This is a genomic window from Streptomyces sp. NPDC051987 (assembly GCF_040680735.1).
Taxonomy (GTDB): domain Bacteria; phylum Actinomycetota; class Actinomycetes; order Streptomycetales; family Streptomycetaceae; genus Streptomyces.
Genome location: NZ_JBFAXI010000003.1, coordinates 127,736 through 148,134 on the forward strand (window position 1 = coordinate 127,736; position 20,399 = coordinate 148,134).

At 70.5% G+C, this 20,399-nt stretch carries 21 protein-coding genes; 6 read left to right on the forward strand and 15 right to left on the reverse strand.

Annotated elements, in window-relative coordinates:
* Positions 1 to 89: 89 nt before the first annotated feature.
* A complete protein-coding gene (locus AB0M11_RS02565) occupies positions 90 to 590 on the reverse strand; it encodes a YbjN domain-containing protein (RefSeq protein WP_365700526.1) in 501 nt (166 codons plus the stop codon).
* Positions 583 to 1,920, reverse strand: coding sequence for a D-inositol-3-phosphate glycosyltransferase (gene mshA / locus AB0M11_RS02570; RefSeq protein ID WP_365700528.1), 1,338 nt, complete (start codon positions 1,918 to 1,920; stop codon positions 583 to 585). Before mshA ends, AB0M11_RS02565 begins: the two co-directional genes overlap by 8 nt.
* A gap of 207 nt (positions 1,921 to 2,127) precedes the next feature.
* Here mshA and AB0M11_RS02575 point away from each other — a divergent pair, with 207 nt between their 5' ends.
* From AB0M11_RS02575 to AB0M11_RS02585, 3 genes are all read left to right on the forward strand, one after another.
* Complete coding sequence (locus AB0M11_RS02575) at positions 2,128 to 2,922, forward strand: class I SAM-dependent methyltransferase (protein ID WP_365700530.1); 795 nt, start codon at positions 2,128 to 2,130, stop codon at positions 2,920 to 2,922.
* Between the two features lie 195 nt (positions 2,923 to 3,117).
* Complete coding sequence (locus AB0M11_RS02580; protein ID WP_365700532.1) at positions 3,118 to 4,230, forward strand: NlpC/P60 family protein; 1,113 nt, start codon at positions 3,118 to 3,120, stop codon at positions 4,228 to 4,230.
* A gap of 300 nt (positions 4,231 to 4,530) precedes the next feature.
* Positions 4,531 to 5,841, forward strand: coding sequence for a fused response regulator/phosphatase (locus AB0M11_RS02585; protein WP_365700533.1), 1,311 nt, complete (start codon positions 4,531 to 4,533; stop codon positions 5,839 to 5,841).
* 145 nt (positions 5,842 to 5,986) lie between these two features.
* On the opposite strand, the gene AB0M11_RS02590 is transcribed toward AB0M11_RS02585, so the two are convergent.
* The 5 genes from AB0M11_RS02590 to AB0M11_RS02610 form a co-directional block, all read right to left on the reverse strand.
* Positions 5,987 to 6,337 carry a DUF2516 family protein gene (locus AB0M11_RS02590; protein WP_365700535.1) on the reverse strand — a complete coding sequence of 117 codons (351 nt, stop codon included), beginning with the start codon at positions 6,335 to 6,337 and terminating at the stop codon, positions 5,987 to 5,989.
* Positions 6,338 to 6,446: 109 nt separating this feature from the next.
* Complete coding sequence (locus AB0M11_RS02595) at positions 6,447 to 7,079, reverse strand: hypothetical protein (RefSeq protein ID WP_365700537.1); 633 nt, start codon at positions 7,077 to 7,079, stop codon at positions 6,447 to 6,449.
* Between the two features lie 77 nt (positions 7,080 to 7,156).
* On the reverse strand, positions 7,157 to 7,603 hold the full coding sequence (locus AB0M11_RS02600) for a helix-turn-helix transcriptional regulator (RefSeq protein WP_365700539.1): 447 nt from the start codon (positions 7,601 to 7,603) through the stop codon (positions 7,157 to 7,159).
* 220 nt (positions 7,604 to 7,823) lie between these two features.
* Positions 7,824 to 8,243, reverse strand: a complete 420-nt coding sequence (locus tag AB0M11_RS02605; RefSeq protein WP_365700541.1) for a PIN domain-containing protein — start codon at positions 8,241 to 8,243, stop codon at positions 7,824 to 7,826.
* Complete coding sequence (locus AB0M11_RS02610; RefSeq protein ID WP_365700545.1) at positions 8,240 to 8,461, reverse strand: type II toxin-antitoxin system VapB family antitoxin; 222 nt, start codon at positions 8,459 to 8,461, stop codon at positions 8,240 to 8,242. The genes AB0M11_RS02605 and AB0M11_RS02610 overlap by 4 nt, the downstream gene beginning before the upstream one ends.
* A gap of 264 nt (positions 8,462 to 8,725) precedes the next feature.
* Here AB0M11_RS02610 and AB0M11_RS02615 point away from each other — a divergent pair, with 264 nt between their 5' ends.
* The gene (locus AB0M11_RS02615; RefSeq protein ID WP_365700695.1) at positions 8,726 to 9,259 is read left to right on the forward strand and encodes an NUDIX domain-containing protein; all 534 of its coding nucleotides are present in this window, start codon (positions 8,726 to 8,728) and stop codon (positions 9,257 to 9,259) included.
* Positions 9,260 to 9,269: 10 nt separating this feature from the next.
* Here AB0M11_RS02615 and AB0M11_RS02620 read toward each other — a convergent pair whose 3' ends face one another.
* Entirely contained in the window at positions 9,270 to 9,659 is a 390-nt protein-coding gene (locus tag AB0M11_RS02620) for a hypothetical protein (protein WP_365700546.1), read from the reverse strand.
* Between the two features lie 432 nt (positions 9,660 to 10,091).
* Here AB0M11_RS02620 and AB0M11_RS02625 point away from each other — a divergent pair, with 432 nt between their 5' ends.
* On the forward strand, positions 10,092 to 10,760 hold the full coding sequence (locus tag AB0M11_RS02625) for a class I SAM-dependent methyltransferase (protein ID WP_365700548.1): 669 nt from the start codon (positions 10,092 to 10,094) through the stop codon (positions 10,758 to 10,760).
* Positions 10,761 to 10,974: 214 nt separating this feature from the next.
* On the opposite strand, the gene AB0M11_RS02630 is transcribed toward AB0M11_RS02625, so the two are convergent.
* The 6 genes from AB0M11_RS02630 to AB0M11_RS02655 form a co-directional block, all read right to left on the reverse strand.
* Positions 10,975 to 12,981: an AAA family ATPase gene (locus AB0M11_RS02630; protein ID WP_365700550.1), complete on the reverse strand. Its 2,007-nt coding sequence runs from the start codon at positions 12,979 to 12,981 to the stop codon at positions 10,975 to 10,977.
* Positions 12,982 to 13,026: 45 nt separating this feature from the next.
* On the reverse strand, positions 13,027 to 13,632 hold the full coding sequence (locus AB0M11_RS02635) for a TetR family transcriptional regulator (RefSeq protein WP_365700552.1): 606 nt from the start codon (positions 13,630 to 13,632) through the stop codon (positions 13,027 to 13,029).
* Between the two features lie 188 nt (positions 13,633 to 13,820).
* Positions 13,821 to 15,953 (reverse strand): aminoglycoside phosphotransferase family protein, encoded by a 2,133-nt coding sequence (locus AB0M11_RS02640; RefSeq protein WP_365700554.1) that lies wholly within the window; start codon positions 15,951 to 15,953, stop codon positions 13,821 to 13,823.
* Between the two features lie 335 nt (positions 15,954 to 16,288).
* Positions 16,289 to 17,161, reverse strand: coding sequence for a winged helix-turn-helix domain-containing protein (locus tag AB0M11_RS02645; protein ID WP_365700555.1), 873 nt, complete (start codon positions 17,159 to 17,161; stop codon positions 16,289 to 16,291).
* A gap of 338 nt (positions 17,162 to 17,499) precedes the next feature.
* Complete coding sequence (locus AB0M11_RS02650) at positions 17,500 to 18,213, reverse strand: HAD-IA family hydrolase (protein ID WP_365700557.1); 714 nt, start codon at positions 18,211 to 18,213, stop codon at positions 17,500 to 17,502.
* Between the two features lie 29 nt (positions 18,214 to 18,242).
* Positions 18,243 to 19,112, reverse strand: a complete 870-nt coding sequence (locus tag AB0M11_RS02655) for a GntR family transcriptional regulator (RefSeq protein WP_365700559.1) — start codon at positions 19,110 to 19,112, stop codon at positions 18,243 to 18,245.
* A 145-nt stretch (positions 19,113 to 19,257) separates the two neighbouring features.
* Here AB0M11_RS02655 and AB0M11_RS02660 point away from each other — a divergent pair, with 145 nt between their 5' ends.
* Positions 19,258 to 19,449 carry a hypothetical protein gene (locus AB0M11_RS02660; RefSeq protein WP_365700562.1) on the forward strand — a complete coding sequence of 64 codons (192 nt, stop codon included), beginning with the start codon at positions 19,258 to 19,260 and terminating at the stop codon, positions 19,447 to 19,449.
* Positions 19,450 to 19,465: 16 nt separating this feature from the next.
* Here the strand turns inward: AB0M11_RS02660 and AB0M11_RS02665 are convergent, their stop codons facing one another.
* Positions 19,466 to 20,386, reverse strand: coding sequence for a winged helix-turn-helix domain-containing protein (locus AB0M11_RS02665; protein ID WP_365700564.1), 921 nt, complete (start codon positions 20,384 to 20,386; stop codon positions 19,466 to 19,468).
* Positions 20,387 to 20,399 lie beyond the last annotated feature (13 nt).

Consider the following 20,399-nt stretch of genomic DNA (forward strand, 5'->3'; position numbering starts at 1 on the left):
GAGCATGCCACGTCGCCCCGGCGCCTCGAAAGGGTCGTGCAGAGGCCAATCAGGCGGGGGTCAGGTGAGGGACAGGCAGGGACCTGAAATCAGTCAGCAGGACGTTCGATCAGGTGGGTGAACGCGTCCAGGTTTCGGGTCGACTCGCCGCGCGCCACCCGCCACGCGTACTCCTTGCGGATCGCGGAGGCGAAGCCCAGCTCCAGGAGGGTGTTGAAGGCACCGTCCGCGGCCTCGAGGACCTGGCCGAGCAGGCGGTCGATCTCGTCGGCGGTCACGGAGCCGACCGGGAGCCGCGCGGTGACATAGACGTCGCCGAGGCGGTCGACGGCGTAACTCACGCCGTACAGCTTGAGGTTGCGCTCCAGAAGCCAGCGGTGGACGGCCGGTTCGTTCTCGTCGGGGTGCCGGATGACGAAGGCGTTCAGGGAGAGGGAGTGGCGGCCGACGCGGAGGGAGACGGTCGTCTTCAGCTTGCGGGTGCCGGGGAGCTGCACCACGTAGGTGCCGGACTCGGGGCTCTCCCACTCCAGTTCGGCGTCCTTGAGGACGCCCTCGATGACCTGCGCGGCGCTGTCGACATCACCCATGGGCCGAGCGTACGCGACGCCGGTGGGACTGGGTCGCGGCCAGGTAGACCTCGGCGGTGGCGGCGGCCGCCGTGTCCCAGCCGAAGCACTCCGCGTGCCGGGCGGCGGCGCTGCCGAGACGGTCCGCCAGAGTCGCGTCGTCGGCGAACCGGCGCAGCAGGCGCGCGTAGTCGGCCGGATCGTGCCCGCTGACCAGGAAGCCGGTCTCGCCGTCCCGCACGGCCACGGGCAGTCCGCCGACCGAGGCGGCGAGGACGGGGGTGCCGGCCGCCTGGGCCTCTATCGCCACCAGGCCGAAGGACTCGCTGTAGGACGGCATCACCAGCACGGAGGCCGCCCGGAACCAGTCCGCGAGCTGCTCCTGGCCGACGGGAGGCCGGAACCGCACGACGTCCGCGACGCCGAGCCGCGCGGCCAGCTTCTGCAGGCCCTCGGGCTTGGCCAGACCGCTGCCGCTGGGGCCGCCGACGATCGGTACGACGATCCGGGAGCGGAGCTCGGGGCGTTCGTCGAGGAGGACGGCCACGGCGCGCAGCAGCACGTCGGGAGCCTTGAGGGGCTGGATGCGGCCCGCGAAGAGCGGGATCAGGGCGTCCTGCGGGAGGTCGAGGCGGGCGCGGGCCGCGGCGCGGCCGTCGGCGGGGCGGAACCGGTCGAGGTTCACGCCGGGGTGGACGACGGCGACCTTGCCGGGGTCGGCGCTGTAGTGCCGTACCAGCTCGTCGGCCTCTTCGGAGGTGTTGGCGACGAGGCGGTCGGCCGCGGCGACGATCTGGGTCTCGCCGATGACCCGGGCGGCGGGCTCGGGGGTGTCGCCGTCGGCCAGGTTGGCGTTCTTGACCTTGGCCATCGTGTGCATGGCGTGCACGAGCGGGACGCCCCAGCGCTGGGCGGCGAGCCAGCCGACGTGGCCGGAGAGCCAGTAGTGCGAGTGGACGAGGTCGTAGTAGCCGGGGCGGTGACCGGCCCAGGCCTGCATCACGCCGTGCGTGAAGGCGCAGAGCTGAGCGGGGAGGTCCTCCTTGGCGAGGCCCTCGTAGGGGCCGGCGTCGACGTGCCGGACGAGGACGCCGGGGGCGAGCTCGACGGTGGGTGGGAGGCCGCCGGAGGTGGCCCGGGTGAAGATCTCGACGTCGATGTCGATCGCGGCGAGGCGCTGCGCGAGCTCGACGATGTAGACGTTCATGCCGCCGGCGTCGCCGGTACCGGGCTGGTGGAGCGGTGAGGTGTGGACGGAGAGCATGGCGACGCGGCGCGGCCGACGGGCCCGGCGGAGCCGGGAGGCAGCCGACGGGGAGCGACGCCCGAGCCTGCTGACGTACTGGCTCACGTGGCGGTCCTCTCTCGGTGCGGGCATGCCGGCGGGAGGGCAACGGGTGCCGTCCAACGGGATGCAACGCGGAGGGAGGGATTCCCATTCCGGAGGTGGGGGATTTTGCCGACAGATTACTTTTCATCGATCAACCGTTCGAGTCTTCAGGGTGGTTCGATGCAGGGCGTCTCCAGGTGGGGTGTGTCGCTGTTTACCCTCTTAGGCATGACAGCCCGCGTCGCCTCCCGCCCCGTGGGGACGGTGACACGCGGGACCACGAACCCCAATCGGCTGCGGCGGATGGACCGGTGGATCGCCGCCACGCACGGGGCCGCGCTGCGGCGCGCGGACGACCCGGTCGCCGTCGACCTCGGTTACGGCGCCGCCCCCTGGACCGCCGTCGAACTCCTCGGCCGACTGCGCACCGTCGCGCCCCGCGCGCGGGTCGTCGGGGTGGAGATCGAGCCCGCGCGGGTCGCCGCCGCGAGGCCGTACGAGCGGGAGGGGCTCACCTTCCGGCACGGCGGGTTCGAGGTCCCGGTCCCCGCCAGGCCGTCGCTCATCCGCGCGGCCAACGTGCTGCGGCAGTACGACGAGGGCGAGGTCGCCGAGGTGTGGCGGCGGCTGTGCGGGCGGCTCGCGCCCGGCGGACTGCTGGTGGAGGGGACCTGTGACGAGATCGGGCGGCGGCACGTGTGGGTGGCACTCGGGGCGGAGGGGCCCCGGACGGTGACCTTCGCGACCCGGCTCGGCTCCCTGGAACGGCCCTCGGACCTCGCCGAGCGGCTGCCGAAGGCGTTGATCCACCGCAATGTGCCGGGCGAGCCGGTGCACGCGTTCCTGCGGGACTTCGACCGCGCCTGGGCGGCGGCCGCGCCCTACGCCTCGTACGGCGCCCGGCAGCGCTGGATCCGGGCGGTGCGGGACCTGGCGGCCGACTGGCCGGTGGCGGACTCCGCGGGGCGCTGGCGGCAGGGCGAAGTGACGGTGGCGTGGCGGGCTTTGGCGCCGAAGGCCTGATGGGACGGGGTGACGCGGGGGTGGGAACGAGCTCCATGAGTCGTTCGTCACACAGGCGGGGAGATCGTCATGCTCGGGGGAAATCCGGGGAGGAACCCACCTGCCGTTGCCTCTGTCGCTTTGTGGCGCACCGTGGCACGATCCTCCCCGGAGCGGAAGTTACTGACGGTTAATCAGTTTTTTGGGGGGCGGGTCATGGGACCGGACAAGCACACCGTCCGGGCAGGCGGGCGGGGGATCCTGACGACGGCGGTGACCGTGGTCTGCGCGGTGACGGTACTGGCGGCGCCCGGCCCGGCGTTCGCGGCGCCCGCGCCGACCCCCTCCCCCACCGCCTCGGCCTCGGCCGACGTCTCCGCGGCTCTCCCGCCGGACAAGGACCTTGAGGCCGTACGCGAGAAGCTGGACGCGCTCTACCACGACGCGGCCGTCGCCACCGACGCGTACAACGCCGCCGAGGAGGCGGCCCGGAAGCAGTCCGCCGAGATCGTCGGCCTGGCGAAGAAGATCGCCAAGGGGCAGCAGAAGCTCGACGAGTTGAAGGAGCGGGCGGGCCGGGCGGCCGCCGCCCAGTACCGCACCGGCGGCCTGCCGGACACCGCCCAGCTGGTGCTGAGCGACAACCCCACCGAGTTCCTGGACGGCGCCGGGCGGGTGCTCCAGGGCGAGCGCGCCACCAAGGCCCTGATCAGGGAACTGACCCAGACCCAGCAGGACTTGACGCAGTACGCGGCGGACGCGGCCGACCAGTGGAACAGGCTGGAGGCCGGCCGCAAGGCGAAGGCCGCCGCGAAGAAGAAGATCACGCAGCGGATCGCCGCCGCCGAGAAGCTCCAGTCGACGCTGGAGAAGAAGCAGAAGGAGCGGCTCGCCGAGCTGGAGCGGGAGGCCGCGTACAAGGCACAGACCGCCTGGCTGGACACCGGGGTGCTCGACGAGATCCACAGCAAGGCGTCCGCGGCGGGCAGGAAGGCGGTCGCGTTCGCCACCCGGCAGCTCGGCAAGCCGTACGTGTGGGGCGCCGAGGGCCCGGACTCCTACGACTGCTCGGGGCTGACCTCGCAGGCCTGGGCGAGCGCCGGGAAGCCGATCCCGCGCACCTCCGAGGAGCAGTGGAAGCAGCTCAAGCACGTCGACGTGCAGGACATGCGGCCCGGTGACCTGATCATCTACTTCGACGACGCCAGCCATGTGGCGATGTACATCGGGGACGGCGCGATCATCCAGGCCCCGCGCCCGGGGCGGACCGTGTCGATAGGCGGCGCGGGATCGATGCCGATCCTCGGGGTGGTCCGGCCGGACGCCTGAGCAGCACCGCGGCACCGCCGAGCACTTCGGGCGTGATGTCCCTTTCGTGAGCTGAGTCATGTGACCCAGTGCACGCCAACATCCGTTCAAACCGCGGCGGCACGTGACCTTCGTCATTCCCGTCCGGCGTCCCTCCCGCCCAACTCCGGTGCGGCACGCGGCATATGACAGAGGCCTGAGACAGGGCGGTGCGGCTCACCCCATTCCGTTGCGGCGGCCAGTACCGCTATGGTCCCCGTCTGGTGGGTCGAGGTCCCTCGCCCCGCCGTGCCCTCGGGGGGAGGGAAGGAACCCGACACGATGCCCGCACCCGTACCGCGGCAGAGAGCGATCCCGGCCGTGGAGAGTGGTCAGGCGCCGGCCGCCGCGCCCGCACAGGGCGGCGGCCCCCTCAAGGAAGAGGCCAACCGCACGGAAGCCGTCGCCCAGAACACCGGCGGCACCACTCTCACCCTGCTGCTGATCGAGGACGATCCGGCCGGTTCACCGGTCCTGCCCGAGCTGCGGGACGCGTCCGGCACCTCGATCCGCGTCCGCACCGCCCGCAACCTCACCGAGGCCGAGCGGCTGCTGACCGACGACGTCCACTGCATCCTGCTGGACCTGGCGCTCCCGGCGCCGGGCGGCAAGGACACGGAGGGCGAGCTCGCCGTGCTCAAGCACGTGCTGGAGCTCGCGCCCCGGCACGCCGTGCTGGCACTCACCGCCTCCGGTGACGCCGAGCGCGGCACCGAGGCCGTGCGCGTCGGCGCGCAGGACTACCTCTTCCGGGACGAACTGGACGGACGGCTGCTGAGCCGCGCCATCCGGTACGCCGTCGAGCGCAAACGCTCCCTCACCACCGAGCGCAAGCTGGCGGAGGGTCGGCTGCGGGCCCAGGAGAACCGGCGCCTGGAGCGGGGCCTGCTGCCCACGCCGCTGCTGGAGGGCTCCTCACTGCGCTTCGCCGCCCGCTACCGCCCCGGCCGCTCCCGGGCGCTGCTCGGCGGTGACTTCTACGACACCGTGCGCACGCCCGACGGGACCGTGCACGCGATGATCGGTGACGTCTGCGGGCACGGCCCGGACGAGGCCGCGCTCGGCGTGGAGCTGCGGATCGCCTGGCGGGCGCTGACCCTGGCGGGGCTGTGCGGCGACGAGCTGCTGTCCACGCTGCAGGAGGTGCTGGAGCACGAGCGGTCCGACGAGGAGATCTTCGCGACGCTGTGCACCGTCGACATCACGCCGGACGGGCGCCGGGCCGGGCTGTGCCTGGCCGGGCATCCGGCACCGCTGGTCGCCCGGCCGGGCCGGCCGGCCGAGCTGCTGCCGTACGAGAACAACGGACCGGCGCTGGGGCTGCTGAAGGGGGCCCGGTGGCCGCGGATGCAGGTGGAGCTGGGCGCCGAGTGGAGTCTGATGCTCTACACCGACGGGCTGATCGAGGGCCGGGTGGGGTCCGGCGGCGAGCGGCTGGGGCAGGACGGGATGGTCGAGATGGTGCGGCGGCAGTTGGCCTCCGGCCTGACCGGGGAGGCGTTGCTGCGGGCGGCGGTGAATGAGGTGCGGCAGCTCAATGGGGGCGAGCTGACGGATGACGTGGCCGTCGTGCTTCTGGATCGGGGGGTTTGAGAGCGGCTGCTCGCCGGAGGGGCTGCTGCCGTCGGACGGGTGCGGGCGGTTCGTGGCTGGTCGCGTCCACGCGGCGGAGCCGCATGATCAATACAGCCCCGCGCCCCTTCGGGGGCGCTTCTCCCAGCAGGCGCGTCCTGGAGGGTCAGCGGCCGCCGTTGTAGGGGCCGTACGGGCCGTCGCTGCTGCTGCCGCCTCGGCGGCCTCGCCAGCCGCCGCCACCGCCCGACACCTGCTTGACCGCGGGGCGGACGTCGACGATGTAGACGATGCTCGCCACCACGCCCGCGATCGGGAGGATGGAGAGGATCGAGAAGAGGTAGCTGACGACCAGGGCGATGGCCAGGATGATCAGCCAGAACATCTTGTTCTGCTTGTCGGCCGCGCGGAAGGCGTCCTCGCGCCGGAACACGGCGTCGACCAGCGCGAACGCGGCAAGGCCCATCAGGACGATCTTCAACAGTCCCAGGAACCCCGCGAACCCCAGCATCAGCATGCTGCCACCACCCGCTCTCTCCCGATCCCTACGCGGTCACCGTACCCGTAGAACGGGCCGGGCACCCTCATGGTGCCCGGCCCGTACGGTCCGCTGACGCGTGCGCCGGTTACTTGGCCGGCGGGGTGGTCTTCTTGACCGGGGTGGCCTTGCGGGGGGCCGGGGCCTTCTTGGCGTTGGCGAGCGGGGCCTTCTTCACCGCGGCCGGCCTGGTCTCGGCGGCCTTCGGCGCCTCCGCCTTCTTCTCGTCGTCCTGGACCGTCTCGGCCTTGCCCTCGACGGCGATGGCCAGGTCCTCGATCTCCTCGGCGGCCTCGCCGCGCCAGGTCTTCACGGCCTGCTCGCCGTGCTCGGCGACCTTCTCGTAGGTCTCGCGGGCCTTGACGGCGTACTCGGCGGCCACGCCGACCTGGCGCAGCGCGAAGTCCTGGGCGGACTCGCCGAGCTTCTTGAGGTCGCCGTCGAGGGACACGATGAAGTCGTTGACCTTGGACTGAAGGCTGGCCTGCGCCTCCTTGGCCTTGGCACCGGCCTCCTTGGCGCGGGCGGCGGCCTTCTCCTGGACGGCCTTCGGGTCGGCCTTGCGGACCGCCTCGATGCGGGCCGGGGCCTCCGCGCGCAGCTGCTCGACCAGGCCGGGGACCTTCTTGGCCTGCTGGAGGGCCAGGTCGGCGGTGCCGGCAGCGAAGTAGAGCGGGGTCGGGTCGCTGAGGGTCTTGCGCAGGTCGTCGGTGATGGCCATGGTGATGGTCCTCCCGTATTAAAGTTCGGTTGAGGGTTTTGTGGTCCGCGGCGCGGCGGCCGGCGCGCTTGGCCGGCTCATCCGGCCGTCCGCCGCGGATCGGTCTTCTCGCTGTCGGCGTCGTCGCCCTCGGCGCCCGGGGTCTCCGTGTCGCGCGCGCGTTCCTCGCCCGACCCGAAGCCGTTCTCTTTCCTGAACGACTCGTAGATCTGCAGCAGCACCTGCTTCTGCCGCTCGTCGAGGGTGGGGTCGGCGAGGATGACCGCGCGGGTCTCCACCTCGTTCAGATCCCGCTCGGAGTCGAGGATTCCGGCGCGGACGTACAGCGTCTCGGCGGAGATCCGCAGGGCCTTGGCGACCTGCTGCAGCACCTCCGCGCTCGGCTTGCGCAGCCCGCGCTCGATCTGGCTCAGGTACGGATTGGACACCCCGGCGGCATCGGCGAGCTGCCTGAGCGACAGCTGCGCGTTGCGCCGCTGCTCACGCAGGTACTCACCGAGATTGCCGACGTTCAGCGATGCCATACCTCCACCCTGCCCCACCCTCGCTAACAATTGCAAGCACCTGCTTGCAAAAGTGTGCCGCGTCATACCCGGACGGCCGTGTGACTTACCGCTTTGGTGTCCGTTCCCAGTGTTTGTGCGGACTCCCACGGAATCTGCTCGGTGATGTGATCGGATCCCGGTCGATCTGCACAGCGAGGTCTCTCGCAGGTTGTCCCACAGGCGCCGCGCGCCAACGGCGCTAGAGGCCTGGAGCGTTGCGCACATTCCGCTCGCTGACGTCGGGCAGGAAGCGGGCCACGGTGACGAAATCAGCGTCGTCGTGCAGTACAACCAGTCCATGATGCACGGCGGTCGCGCAGATCATCAGGTCGAGCGGCCCGGCCGCACCGAGCGCCCCCTTCTCCGCGAGCGCGTACTGGGCTGTTTCAATCCAGTCCCACAACCTCTTCGGGAGAGGTACGTCGGGGTACAGATCCATGAACATTTCCCCCATGGCCTCGTACTCCGCGGCGTTGCGCGCTGAGCGCCGAAACTCGGCCCGCTGGGGGGCGCACGACCCGATGGCCCGGAGGGTGGTGGTCTCCAGCCACGCGTCCCTCAGCTGCTCCTCGCGCAGGAGGCGCCACAGACCCGAGGAGTCGAGCAGGTAGTGGATCACGCGCCACCCTGTTTGTCCTCGACGCGGCGCTGCCGCCAGCCCTCGTAGTCCCACTGCTGGGCGGCGTGGAAGTGCTTGGCTACGAGCGCGGCCCGCTCATGGCGTTCGGCGTACTCGCGAAGGGCGGCGTTGACCACATCTTTCTTGGTGCCACCACCGGCGACACGCATGGCCTTCTCCAGCGCATCGTCATCAAGGTCGATCGTCGTCACGCTCATACTGGACTCCTCTATTCAAGGACAATATCCAGTATATGTATCCGCGGGATGCACGTCTGGTTCGCTGAACGCCGACAGAAGAGGTCGCGGCTTCGCCCCGGGCGGACTGCATACCTTCAGGCTCAAGCAGGCTCATCACCAACGCCCAGCTCAGAGCCCGAGCAGGATGGGTGCCAACGTGCACGACGGCTGTCGTCATCCGGGCCCGGACTCCTTGCCCAGGTGCTCTTCGGTCCGGTTCCCGCGAGTCACTGGGAAGCAGGGATGTCAGTGGGCTCTGCCAGGGTGCTCGACGTGGACGAACTGGTGGAGCGTGTCGACGATCACGATCGTGAGCTGGGGATGGTGGTCAGCCGCCGGCAGGCCATCCGGGAGGGGTGGCTGCATCGGGTCGCCGTCACGGTGTGTCGTGATGATCGTGGCCGGATCCTCGTCCACCGGCGGTCGGAGCAGGTGTGGCGCTTCCCCGGGCTCTATGAGGTCGAGGTCGGTGGCGCCGCACATGTCGGCGAGTCCTATGAACAGGCCGCCGCGCGGGAGCTGGCCGAAGAGCTGGGCATTCGTGCGCTGCCGCGCCTGCTGTTCACGTTCATCAACCGCAGCGGCCTGAGCCCTCACTGGCTCGGCGTGCACGAAGCCGTGGTGCCGGATGCCGTGGTCCCGGATCCCGACGAGGTCGCCTGGTACGGCTGGCTGACGGAACATGAACTGCGGTCGGCCCTGCTGGAGTGGCGCTTCACTCCCGACAGCCACGAAGCCTTCAGCCGGTATCTCGCGTTCCGGACCGCGTCGGGGTGACAGCGGACAGTCAGGCGTCAGGGTTCACTTCGGGGTGCGTGAACCGCACCGGCTTGCCCAGCGACCGGGCGTAGGCGATTTCGGCTCGGGTGCTGTCTCCGATGTAGTCGCCGACTACGAGCACCTCATCAGCGAGCCGGATCTTCGCACGGTGCAGATCCCCCAGTCGAACCTTCAGCGCGTCGGCCTCGACAGGACTGACCCAAAGTTCGTGCGGCGACTTCATGTCCCAACTCGGCTTGACGACAATCTTTCCGGCTTTGGTCTCTCGCAGATCAGCCTCGGTCATCTCGGTCATGAAACGGGTGGAGCCGCAGATCACGACGATACGCGGGAGGCCCAGCTGCGTCTTCGCGTCGGCGAGCTTCTCCTCGGGGCTGAGCGGTTGCGGGTGTGACACTGGTCCCTCCTGGTGGTGTGGTCCAAGGGGTGCCTGCGGAGCAAAGAACGTGATCGCCTACGATCACTGGCCCCCCGGAGTAGATCATCCAGCGTGCTTCGTCTCATGTCCCTGGCTGTGAGAGCGGCATGGGAACGAGCCCTGGGGTGTTTGCGGAAGAGCCGTTCCCTGCTCTCTTCCCAGGAGTGTCGACGCCGGCCGAGGATGCTGGAAACCCGGGGCGTTGCGCACATTCCGCCCGCTGACGTCGGGCAGGAAACGCGCCACGGTGACGAAGTCGGAGTCGTCGTGCAGGACAGTCAGTCCATGAGGAATTGGACGGGCGGAACGTACCCGCCCGTATCGGGAACGGCGAACTGGGTTGGGGCCGCTTGCCCGGCCGAGTGGTTCGATCTCCTGCCTCGGCGAACTCGTCCCCCCTATCGTTGGCTGATGCGTGCACACCAAATCGACCGACCGGCCGATCTCGACGTGGTCCGTGAGTCCTATGACCGGGTGGCCGACAACTACGCCGAGATGGTGGCGACGACGGGAATGGGGGACATCCGTCGCCATCCCTGGCTCAAGGCGGCGATCGACGCTTTCGCCGACACCGTGGGCGCGCTCGGGCCTGTGCTCGACGTCGGCTGCGGGCCCGGAACGGTGACCGCCTACCTCGCCGAACGCGGACTCGACGTGTCCGGGGTCGATCTCTCACCCCGCATGATCGAGAACGCGCGCCGCCTGTATCCGCACTGCCGCTTCAGCGTCGCCTCCGCCACCGACCTCAGCCTCGATGAGGCGTCCCTCGGCGGCGTACTCGGGTGGTGGTCACTGTTCAACCTCCCGCGCGACGTCCTTCCTCAGGTCCTCGCCCTGTTCGCGCGGGCCCTGAAGCCGGGCGGACACCTCATCACCGGAACCCACGTCGGCGACGAGGACGCGCTGCGCACGGAGGCCTACGGAGGTGTGTCCGTCCGCTGGACGACACACAAGTGGCAGCCAGAACGGTTCGTCGGCCTGATCGAGCAGGCCGGACTGCGCCCCGTCGCCGAACTTCGCCTCCCGGCAGATGAGTTCAGCGGACCGGGGGTGGTCGTCATGGCCCAGCGCCCCGCCTGACGACCAGGCACCGGAGCCGGCACAGGGGCTCGCGCCGGGATTCATGACCCGGCGCCCGCCGCTCGGGCGAGGCCCCTGCTTGGGGCCGGGCCGACTCGGCCGGCGAGAGGGGCTGTTCGTGACAGGGAGTGCGGATGCTCGGCCGGCTGACACTCGTCGAGCAGCTCGACGGGCTGCGGTCCGTCCGAGAAGGCGCGCTGGGGTCGCCGTGTCTTCAGAAGGGCAGTGGCCGGGTGTGGACCACGTCCAGGCGGGAGACCGCTCGGGTCAGGACCACGTACAGGCGGTGCAGGCCGCGTGGCTCCGCCTCGGCCACCGCCGCCGGTTCCACGGCCACCACGTGGTCGTACTCCAGGCCCTTGACCTCGCTCGCCGGGACCACGGTCAGCCGTGCGCCCAGTTCGGCCGGGGCCGCGGGGTGGAGGCCGGCGGCTGTCAGCGCCTCGCGTACGGCGGCCACCTGGGTGTCCGCCGCCACGACGCCCACCGAGCCCTCGTGGGTCAGGGCCTCCCGCACGGCGGTGACCGTCGCCGCGGGCACGTCGGTGGTCGGGCGGATCGTCACCTGGCCGTCGCCGCGGTAGGACCTGGTCGGCGGTACGTCGGTGCCCAGGCGGCGCAGCAGCCGGTTGGTCAGGGCCACCACCGCCGCCGGGACGCGGAAACCCGTGGTGAGCGGGACCACGGCCGCCTCCGGCTTGCCCAGGTGGGCCAGTACGGCGTCCCAGCTCCGCGCCGCCCAGGGGGTGGTGGCCTGGGCGAGGTCGCCGAGGACGGTGAGGGAGCCGAACACCGCGCGGCGGGCGATCGCCCTGCACTCCATGGGAGACAGGTCCTGGGCCTCGTCCACGACGATGTGACCGTAGCCCTCGGGGTGTTCGACGAGCCCCGCGAGCTCGTCGAGGAGGACCAGGTCGGCTGCCGACCAGTGGGCGGACCTGTACGAGCGCGGCGGGCGAGGCCAGCGCAGGTCCCGCTGTTCGCCGGGGGTCAGCAGCCCCTCGGCGGCCGCCGCCAGCACCTCGCCGTCCGTGAGGAGTTCGGCCAGCACCTCCTCCGGACGCACCTTCGGCCAGACGGTGTCGAGGTAGGCGCTCATCGCCCGGGAGCGTTCCAGGCGCCTGGCCCAGGCGGCGGGCTGCGGGCCGGCCCGCCGTTCGGCCTGGAGCTGCACGGCGCGCATCGCCCGGCCCCGCACCCGCTCCCGCCCGACCGCGTACGGCGGTTCCTCGTCCCGCACCCCCTCGACGATCGCCGTGAGCGTGCCGGCGGGCACCCGCCAGGTGTAGGTGCCGTCGGCGAGCGAGAGGGGGGTGACGGCGTCCGTGCGGACGCGGGCGTACAGGGCACGGCGCAGGACCTCGGCCATCCGCGGGTCGTGCTTGAGCACGGCGGTGCGGTCGGGGTCGGTGCCGGTGACCGGGTGGCGGCCGATCTCCTCCGGCAGGGTCGCCTGCCGGACACCGGTCTCGCCCAGCGCCGGGAGGACCTCGGAGATGTACGAGAGGAAGGTGCGGTTGGGGCCGAGGATCAGCAGGCCGGAGCGGCGGACGCGCTGGGGGTGGGTGTAGAGGAGGTAGGCGGCGCGGTGCAGGCCGACGGCGGTCTTGCCGGTGCCCGGGGCGCCCTGGACGCAGACGGAGTCGGTGAGACCGGCCCGGACCAGGTCGTCCTGGTCGGGCTGGATGGTGGCGGCGATGTCCCGCATGGGGCCGACGCGGGGCCGTTCGATCTCTCGGGTCAGGATCGTGCTCCCGGTCCCGGGCTCCCCCTTGCCCAGGTGTTCGTCCTCCAGCCCGGTGAGGTCGGCGGAGTCGCCGCGGCTGCCGGGCGCCCAGCCGAACCGGCGCCGTACCGCGACGCCCTGCGGGTCGTCGGGGCCCGCCTGGTAGAAGGCGCGGGAGACGGGGGCGCGCCAGTCCACGACCAGGGGCGGGGCGGCCGGCTCCTCGCTGATGCGCAGGCGCCCGATGCGGTAGGTCTGCCCGGCGTGCTCGCCCGCCTCGAAGTCCAGCCTGCCGAAGAAGAGGGGGCCCTCCGGCAGCTCGCGCATCTCCTTGGCACGGCTGCGCAGCCGGCGTCCGAGCACTTCGGCGTCGGCGCCGGACGCGGAGACGTCCTCGCCGGTGACGACGTGCTCGACGGCGCCGTCGATCATGCGGGCGAGGGCGGCTCGGCAGGCGTCATGACAGGCGCGTTCGCGGTCGAGTTCCTGCTGCATGGGGACAGCGTAGGGGAAAATATGTGACCGGGTTACATTTTTAACTCAGCCCCAGTCCGGCATGGCCCGCTCCAGCCGCCCGAACGCCCGCTCCGCCGCCCGCAGCGCTTCCTCCCGCACCTCCTCGACCCGCTCCCCGGCCGCGATCCGCCGCCAGTTGTCCCGCGCCAGGATCCGCTGCACGGCGATGATCTGGCCGGCGGCGAGCCGGGCCTCCAGGGTGCCGCCGAGCGCCTCGGCGAGCGCGGCCTCCGACCGCTCCAGGTAGGCGTACTGACGGGCGACCAGGGTGGGGGTGCTGTTGAGCAGGGTGTGGAAGGCGAGCACCTGGGGGTGGTCGTTGAGCCCGGTGATCGGGTCGCTCCGGCGCAGCCCGTCGAGGAAGTGCTCGCGCAGCACACCGACCGGCGACTCGGCGCCCGCGACCAGCCGCGCCGCCTCCGTCTCGTGGTCGGCGATCCGGTGCAGGACCAGATCCTCCTTGGCCGGGAAGTACCGGAACAGCGTCGGCTTCGAGATGCCGGCCGCGGCGGCCACCTCGGCGACCGACACCGCGTCGAACCCCTTCGCCAGGAACAGCCGCACGGCGATGTCCGACACGTCCTGGTACATCCGCCGCTTCTTGCGCTCGCGCAGGCCCATCTCACCCATGGGGCCGAGCCTACGCAGCGGCGGTCAGGCCGTGCCGCGGCCGGACGCGCCAGGCATGCCAGGCGTGCCGGGCCGAGCGTTCCGTGACGAGCCAGGCAAGTCGCCGGGCCAGGCGGGCCGCCGGGTCAGGCAAGTCGCCGGGCCAGGCAGGCCGCGGGCAGACGCACCTGCGGGCCCGCCACGGCCCCCTACGCCAGCGCGCGGGCCAGGTGGGGATTGGCGGTGGCCCGTACCGGCAGGCCCAGCGAGGCGATCGCCGCCGCCAGTGTCATGGCGTACGAGTCCACGGCCCGGCGGACGTTGGGAGCGTCCAGGCTCGCCCCCGTGACCAGCCGGTCCAGGTCCACGTAGGCGGAGCGGACGATCTCGATCCACCGGTAGACCCGCCAGTCCTGCTGCCAGGCATGTGTGTAGGCGTCCGGCAGCAGGCGCTCCCAGCGGCGGAACATCCGGTCCCGGATCTCCGGCCGGGTCGGGGTGAGATGCATGTGCCGGACCAGGTCGTACAAGGGGTCGCCGACGACCGCCATCTCCCAGTCGATGAGGGTGAGCGCCATGGCGTCGTCCCGGCGCACCAGGTTCCAGGGGTTCAGGTCACCGTGCAGGAGGATCGGTCTGCGATCAGTCACCCGGTGTCGGGCAAGTATCTGCCGCAGCCGGCCGGCATCAGGCAGGCCGAGTTGCCTGGCGAGTTGTCGGGACTCCTTGGGCAGGTTCTCGACCAGCAGGACCAGCTGGTCGCTCAGATAGCTGTAGAAGCTGTATTCCGCGGCATCGGCGGCCGGATCGAGCGCGGTGTAGTCGACGTCCTTCAGCGCGGTGAGCTGGTCCACGAGCCGGTCCGCCTCGTGCGGCAGCAGACCGTGCACCGGGTGATTGGGGGGCCGGTCGATGTCGAGCGGTCCTTCGTAGGTGTGAATGGCAAAGCTGTCTCTCTGGTACTTCCCCGGGTAGCTCTCACCGAGGGCCAGGAGTTTCGGTGCCGCCACCGGAACACCCGAATTCTCGATCGCCCGGAGCACGGCGTGCTCACTGAGAAAACTGCGTTCGCGGCGGAACACCTTTTTCACCTTGCGCCGCACCACGACCGGGAACGGGATACCGGGAACCCGCACCACGGAATTCAGGTGACCGGTCCCCTTGAACACCCGGCCGGCCGGGGCCGCTCCCTCGGCATGCAGTGCCCCGTGCACCGCCAGATAAGGAAAGTCCCGGCGCTCCGGAACACGTCTGTCCGGCGTCCAGGGTGCGGTGCCGAAACTGGAGAAAAGCCCCGTGCGTGCCTCATCCCGGGAAATCCGCCAGCGGAACAGGACGCGCTCGATCTCGGCCTCGCTGGGCAGCTGCCGCAGCCGCAGCGGGGCCTGGGCCGCTTCCAGGGCGCGGCGCACCGAGGCCGTGGCCACGTCCAGGCCCTTCTGGTCGAACGATTCGTCCAGGGACATGGCGGCCCGCATCACGTCCGGATAGACGGACTGCGCCTGCTCGAAGTCCACGTAGTGGCGCAGGTCCTTGCCCACGCCGTTGACGGCTCCGGGCCGGACGATGTCCATGGCCCGGGCCCAGGCCTCGATCACCTCGGACCACTGGTGCCCGGGGTAGCGCATGCGCACCAGGTGGGTCGCCAGGTCGTGCAGGGGATCGCCGTAGGTGGCGAGCTCCCAGTCCACACAGATGAGCGACGGCTTGCCGCCGTAGGTGACGATCAGGTTGTCCCGGTGCAGGTCGGCGTGGAGCAGGCTGTACGGCCGACGGGCCATCACCGGCACGCGCTCCGCGAACCGGATGAGGGCGTCCTCGGGAATGCCCAGCGCCGCGAACAGTCCGCCGAACGCGTCCAGGTTGGCGCGCCGGATCTGCCGGTCCGCGCAGTGGGCGAGCGTCTGCAGGAAGCCCTGCCCGTCGTGGCCGTTGCTGGGCCAGGCGTCCGGCAGCGCCGGAAGCGTGCTTCTGCGCACCTGGGTCATCTGGGCGAGGAGCCAGGCGATCTCCCCGATGAGCAACGGGTCGACGGGCTTGCCGTTGCCGCAGACACTGGACAGCGGCACTCCTTCCACATAGCTGTGGATGGCGAAGTCGTCGCCCTCGAAGAGGCATTGCGGAACGTGCGGCAGCGCGGCCCTGACGGCCCGGAGGATCTCCGCCTCGTTCTGCCACGTCCTGATCACCACGGGCAGCGCGTCGGAACGCCGAATGCGCACCGTCGCCGACAGGCCGGGCTCCTGGCGCAGCAGCAGCGCCATCGGGCCGGTCAGCGGCAGGACGTAGTTCTTGTTGTGGTGCCCGCTGTGCGCCTTGCCGTGTTCCATGGCATGGCGCATGATCTGCTGGTAGAGCGCACGACCTGCACCGGGTTTGGCGCGTTCCCCGAAGGACGTGGAGGGAACGGGAGATGCGCCCACTGGCCGCTCCGGAATTGCTAGCGCTGGCTGGAAGGTACGGCAAACGGTAAACGCGACGGACTGCCCGCACGACCAGAGGCGCAATCGAGTAGCCACAACGGGTGGGTTTGGTGCCCCGTTGCGTCGGGTCGTTCTGAGATCGGTGTGCTTGACCTTCTCATACGTACGAACCGGAGCTGTTGCTCAGATAATGCGGGCATGCTAGCGCACGTCGCTTGTTCCTACCGTGTTCGGTCCAGGACCTGACAGAAACGCTACTCGGCGAGCAAGTCCCAAACCGACTCGAACCAGGACCGCATCTTCTGTACGAAGGCCGATCCCTGCGAGTCCGGGTCGGCGTCCTCGACGTGGTGCGTCAGCATCGCGCCCAGCCCCAGCACGTCGAGCGCGTCGATCTCCTCGCCCGTGTCCAGGATGATGGGCCGTTCGACGACCTCGTAGAGGCCGTGCAGCACTTCGGTTCGGTTGATGACGTAGAGCTTGAAGGCCGGAGCCAGCCGCACATGCCTGATCTGCACGTCGACGGCCGGCACCCCCCGCTCGGCCCGCAGGTCCCGCAGCGCGGTGCGCAGCGATTCGGTGTGCCGGTCGGTGATGGCGCGCATCCGCTCCCGCAGGCGCGGATCGTTCTTGTCCTGCCTGGCCACGGGATACGGCAGGTCGAGCTGCGGATCAGGCAGCAGCAGCCGTACGACGATGCTTTCGGGCGCGATGAGACCGGCCCGGATCCGCTCCGCCTGGAGCCGGATGTGGGTGTCGAGGGACTCCGAGGTCAAGGTGAAGACGTCCAGGGAGACCGTGGACTGCTCGAACGCCTCGCTTATCAGCGGCTGCAGCGTCATCGCCTGCCGTGACCTGGTGGCCTTGGCCGTGGTGGACTGCACGCGCTGTACCTTGACGACCCGCGCCGGGCTGCCCTGGCGGGAGGTGATCCACCCTTCGTTGCCCAGTTCGCGCACCACCCGCTGGACGGTGTCGCGGGACACCCCGAACTCCTTGGCGAGCCTGCCCTGAGCGGGCAGTTCGGCACCCAGCTGGTACGTCCCGTCCAGCATCCGGGTCCGCAGCGCTTCGGAAACCTGCCGGAACGCCTTGCCACCGCCGTCACGCGCCTGCCTGGCCGTCATACAGCGAACGTTCCTCCCCCGGCCGACACCCAAACACGAACCGGTCAGGCAGGAAGCCGGCCGGCCCTGCCGGTTAACCGATCAACCTGCCTGGGCATGCCTGAAAGTGACCGGCAACCAGGCAGGTGGGCCCGGGTGCCACACGGTCGACCGGAGCGTGCAGGGGGCGGACGCCATGGAGTTACGGATATGCGGGGTGACGGTACAGGTCGACGACCTGGTCCAGTTGAGCGTGTACGGCTCCGGGCTGATCGGCATGCTGGCGGCCTGGCGCCGCAGGCGCGCCGCCCCCCGGCCGCCCGGCGCCCGCCGCGACCGACGGCCCCGCCCGGTGCCCCCTAGCGCCGGAGTATCTCCAGCAGCGGCCACAAGGACCCCACCACGTACTCCGCGCCGGCCTCGGTCAAAAGCCTGGCTTTCCGTGCGTTACGCGCGTAGCCCAGAAACGGGACGCCGGCCGTCCGGGCCGCCTGGAAGTCCGTGGGTGAGTCGCCGATCATCAGGGCCGCGCCGGGGGCGGCGCCCATCGCGTTGAGGGCGCGGTGGAGGCAGTGCGGGTCGGGCTTGAGGCGGTGCAGGTCCCGGGTGCGGCCGTAGATGTGCGGGGCGAAGCAGGGGGTCAGGGCGCGGTCGTCGAGGTAGGCGCGGACCACCCGGGGGGAGTTGTTGGTGGTCACCGCCATGCGCGCCCCCCGCGCCCGCCACGTCTGGATGACGATGTCGGCGAACGCCGTGGGCATCGCCGTCGCCGTGGCCCGCAGTTCCTCCTTGGTGAGGCGTTCCTCCAGCTCCGCGACCAGGTCGCTGCCGGGGTGCCGGCGGTCCACGGCGCGCAGCACGAGGTGCGGGTCGAGGGAGTCCCGCTCGGTCTCCGTGACCAGGCCGTGCAGGCCCCGGACCGCCAGCCAGTCGACCAGTTCGCCGGCCACGCCCGCCGCCGAGTGTCCCGCGAACAGCCGGCAGATCGGCCCGTCGAAGTCCCAGAGGACGACATGGGCACCTCTGACCAGTTCCGTGATCTCTTCGGTCGTGCTCTTGCTCTTGGCTGCCACCAGTTCAGTCTGCGTCGTATCAGAAGTCACTAAGAGAGTGTCAGGTCCGTCGTGATGGTTTCCCAGAGGGCGTTGAACCACTTCTGCGATTGCTCCACGAACGCGGCGTCGCGTGGGCCGGTCCGCTTTTCGAACGAGAAGAGGAGGGACTCCGAGCCGACGGCGTCGTACATGTCGAGCAGGCCGTCCTCCGTCTGCTCCTCGCGGCGGGTGACCGTGTAGTACGCGAACAGCGCCTCCTCGCCGTTGAGCAGGTACAGCTTGATCGGCGGGGTGAACGGCAGGGCCCGGAAGGTGACGTTCACGTCGATCTTGTGGGTGGAGCGCAGGCCCTGGAGGTTGTACTGGAGGACCTGGCCCTGGGCGTTGCGCATGCCGAGCCAGCGGTTGTGGACGGTGTCGTCGTCGCCGTCGACCGCGGTCGGGAAGGCGAGCGGGATGTCCCGGCTGGGCAGCAGGACACGGACGTCGATGCGGCCGGGGCGGAACCGGCCCTCGTGGATCAGACGCAGCGGCTCGGCGAGCGCCGGCAGCAGGCTCTGGGCGGTCAGGCAGGCCGCGTCGATGCGGACATGGTCGGCGGCGAACGCCTCCGTCATGCGGGGGCCGAGGCCGACCATCGTCGGCTGGGGTTCGTCCAGCGCCGTGGGGCGCGGATCGGCGATGCGCGGCGGGCTGCCCTTGCCGACGTCGACGAGGAAACCGTCGTCGTGCAGGGCCCGCACGGCCTGGCGCACGGTTCCCCGCTCCACGTGGAACTCCTCGGCCAGTTCGGCCTGGGTGGGCAGGCGGTCGCCGGCCTTGAGCTCGCCCGAGCGGATGCGCTGCCGCAGGGTGTCGGCGATCTCCTGGGGTGTGCTGCCGGCGTTCACTGCCACGTTCTCCTGAGTCACGACCAAACGCTACAACTTTGATCCATCTGGCGGGAGTTGTTTGAAGGTTGTTTATAACTAGCAGCCAACTGGGGACAACTTAATCAGAGTTGGTTACCAACTTGATTGAGTTGGCGGAAGCCTTGCTTCCCGACCGATGGGGGGAACCACCATGCCCGCCGCCCTCGCTCTCCTCTCCGCCGTCTTCGTCATCGCCTTCGAGCAGATGGTCCAGTCGACGTACGGTGCCACTGGCATTATCGGCCTGCTGTTGCTCACCGTGGGCATCAAGGCGAAGAGCCCGGCGTTCAGCTCCGCCGGTGCGGTCCTGCTCGCCCTGGTGCTGGCCGGGCCCGCGTTGTGAAGGCCGCCGGGGCTGCCTACGAGGTCAGGTGCAGCTCCGAACTGATCGTCTCCCACAGGGCGTCGAACCACCGGGTGGACTGGTCCACGAACGTGGTGTCCCGAAGTCCCGCGCCCTGTTCGAAGGCGAAGAGCATCGACCGCGTGCCCTCGGCGTCGTACGTCTGCAGGTGCTCGTGGTCGATCTCCCGCTCGTGGCGCTCGAGCGTGTAGTACGCGAACAGCGCCTCCGCCTCGTTGAGCAGGTACAGCTTGACCGGCGGGGTGAACGGCAGGGCCCGGAAGGTGACGTGCACGTCGATGCCGTGCGTGGCGCGCAGCGCCAGCAGGTTGTGTCGCAGCACCTGGCCCTGGGCGTTGCGCTGGGCCAGCCAGCGCTCGTGCACCGCGTCCTCGGCCGAGGCGTCGGCCGCGACCGCCGTCGGGAACGCGAGGTCGATGTTCCGGCTCGGCAGCAGCACCCGGACATCGATCTTGGCCGGTTCCAGCCGCCCCGCGTGGATGAGCCGCAGCGGCCCGCCGAGCGCGAGATTGAGCGAGACCGAGGTCAGGCAGAGCGCGTCGATCCTCACGTGCGAGGCCGCGAAGGCCGCCTCTATCCGGGGGGTGAGGGCCACCATGGTCGGTTGCGGGGGCGCCGCCGGGCCCACCGCGAGCCGCGCCGGACCGGGATCCGTCGCCACCGTCGCCGGAGCGCCCTTCGAAGCGTTGGTGAGCAGGTGCTCCGACTGCAGAATGCGCAGCGCCTGCCGTACCGCCCCGCGCTCGACCCCGAACTCGTCCGCCAGTTTGGCCTGCGTGGGCATGCGCTGGCCCGGCCGCAACTCCCCGGACCTGATCCGGGTGCGCAGTTCGTCGGCCACCTTGTGGTGTGACGCCTGAGGCCGTTGTGGCCTTTTCCGTCCATTGACGGAGGCGAGTTCCGGGTCCACGGACAAACAGTACAACTTC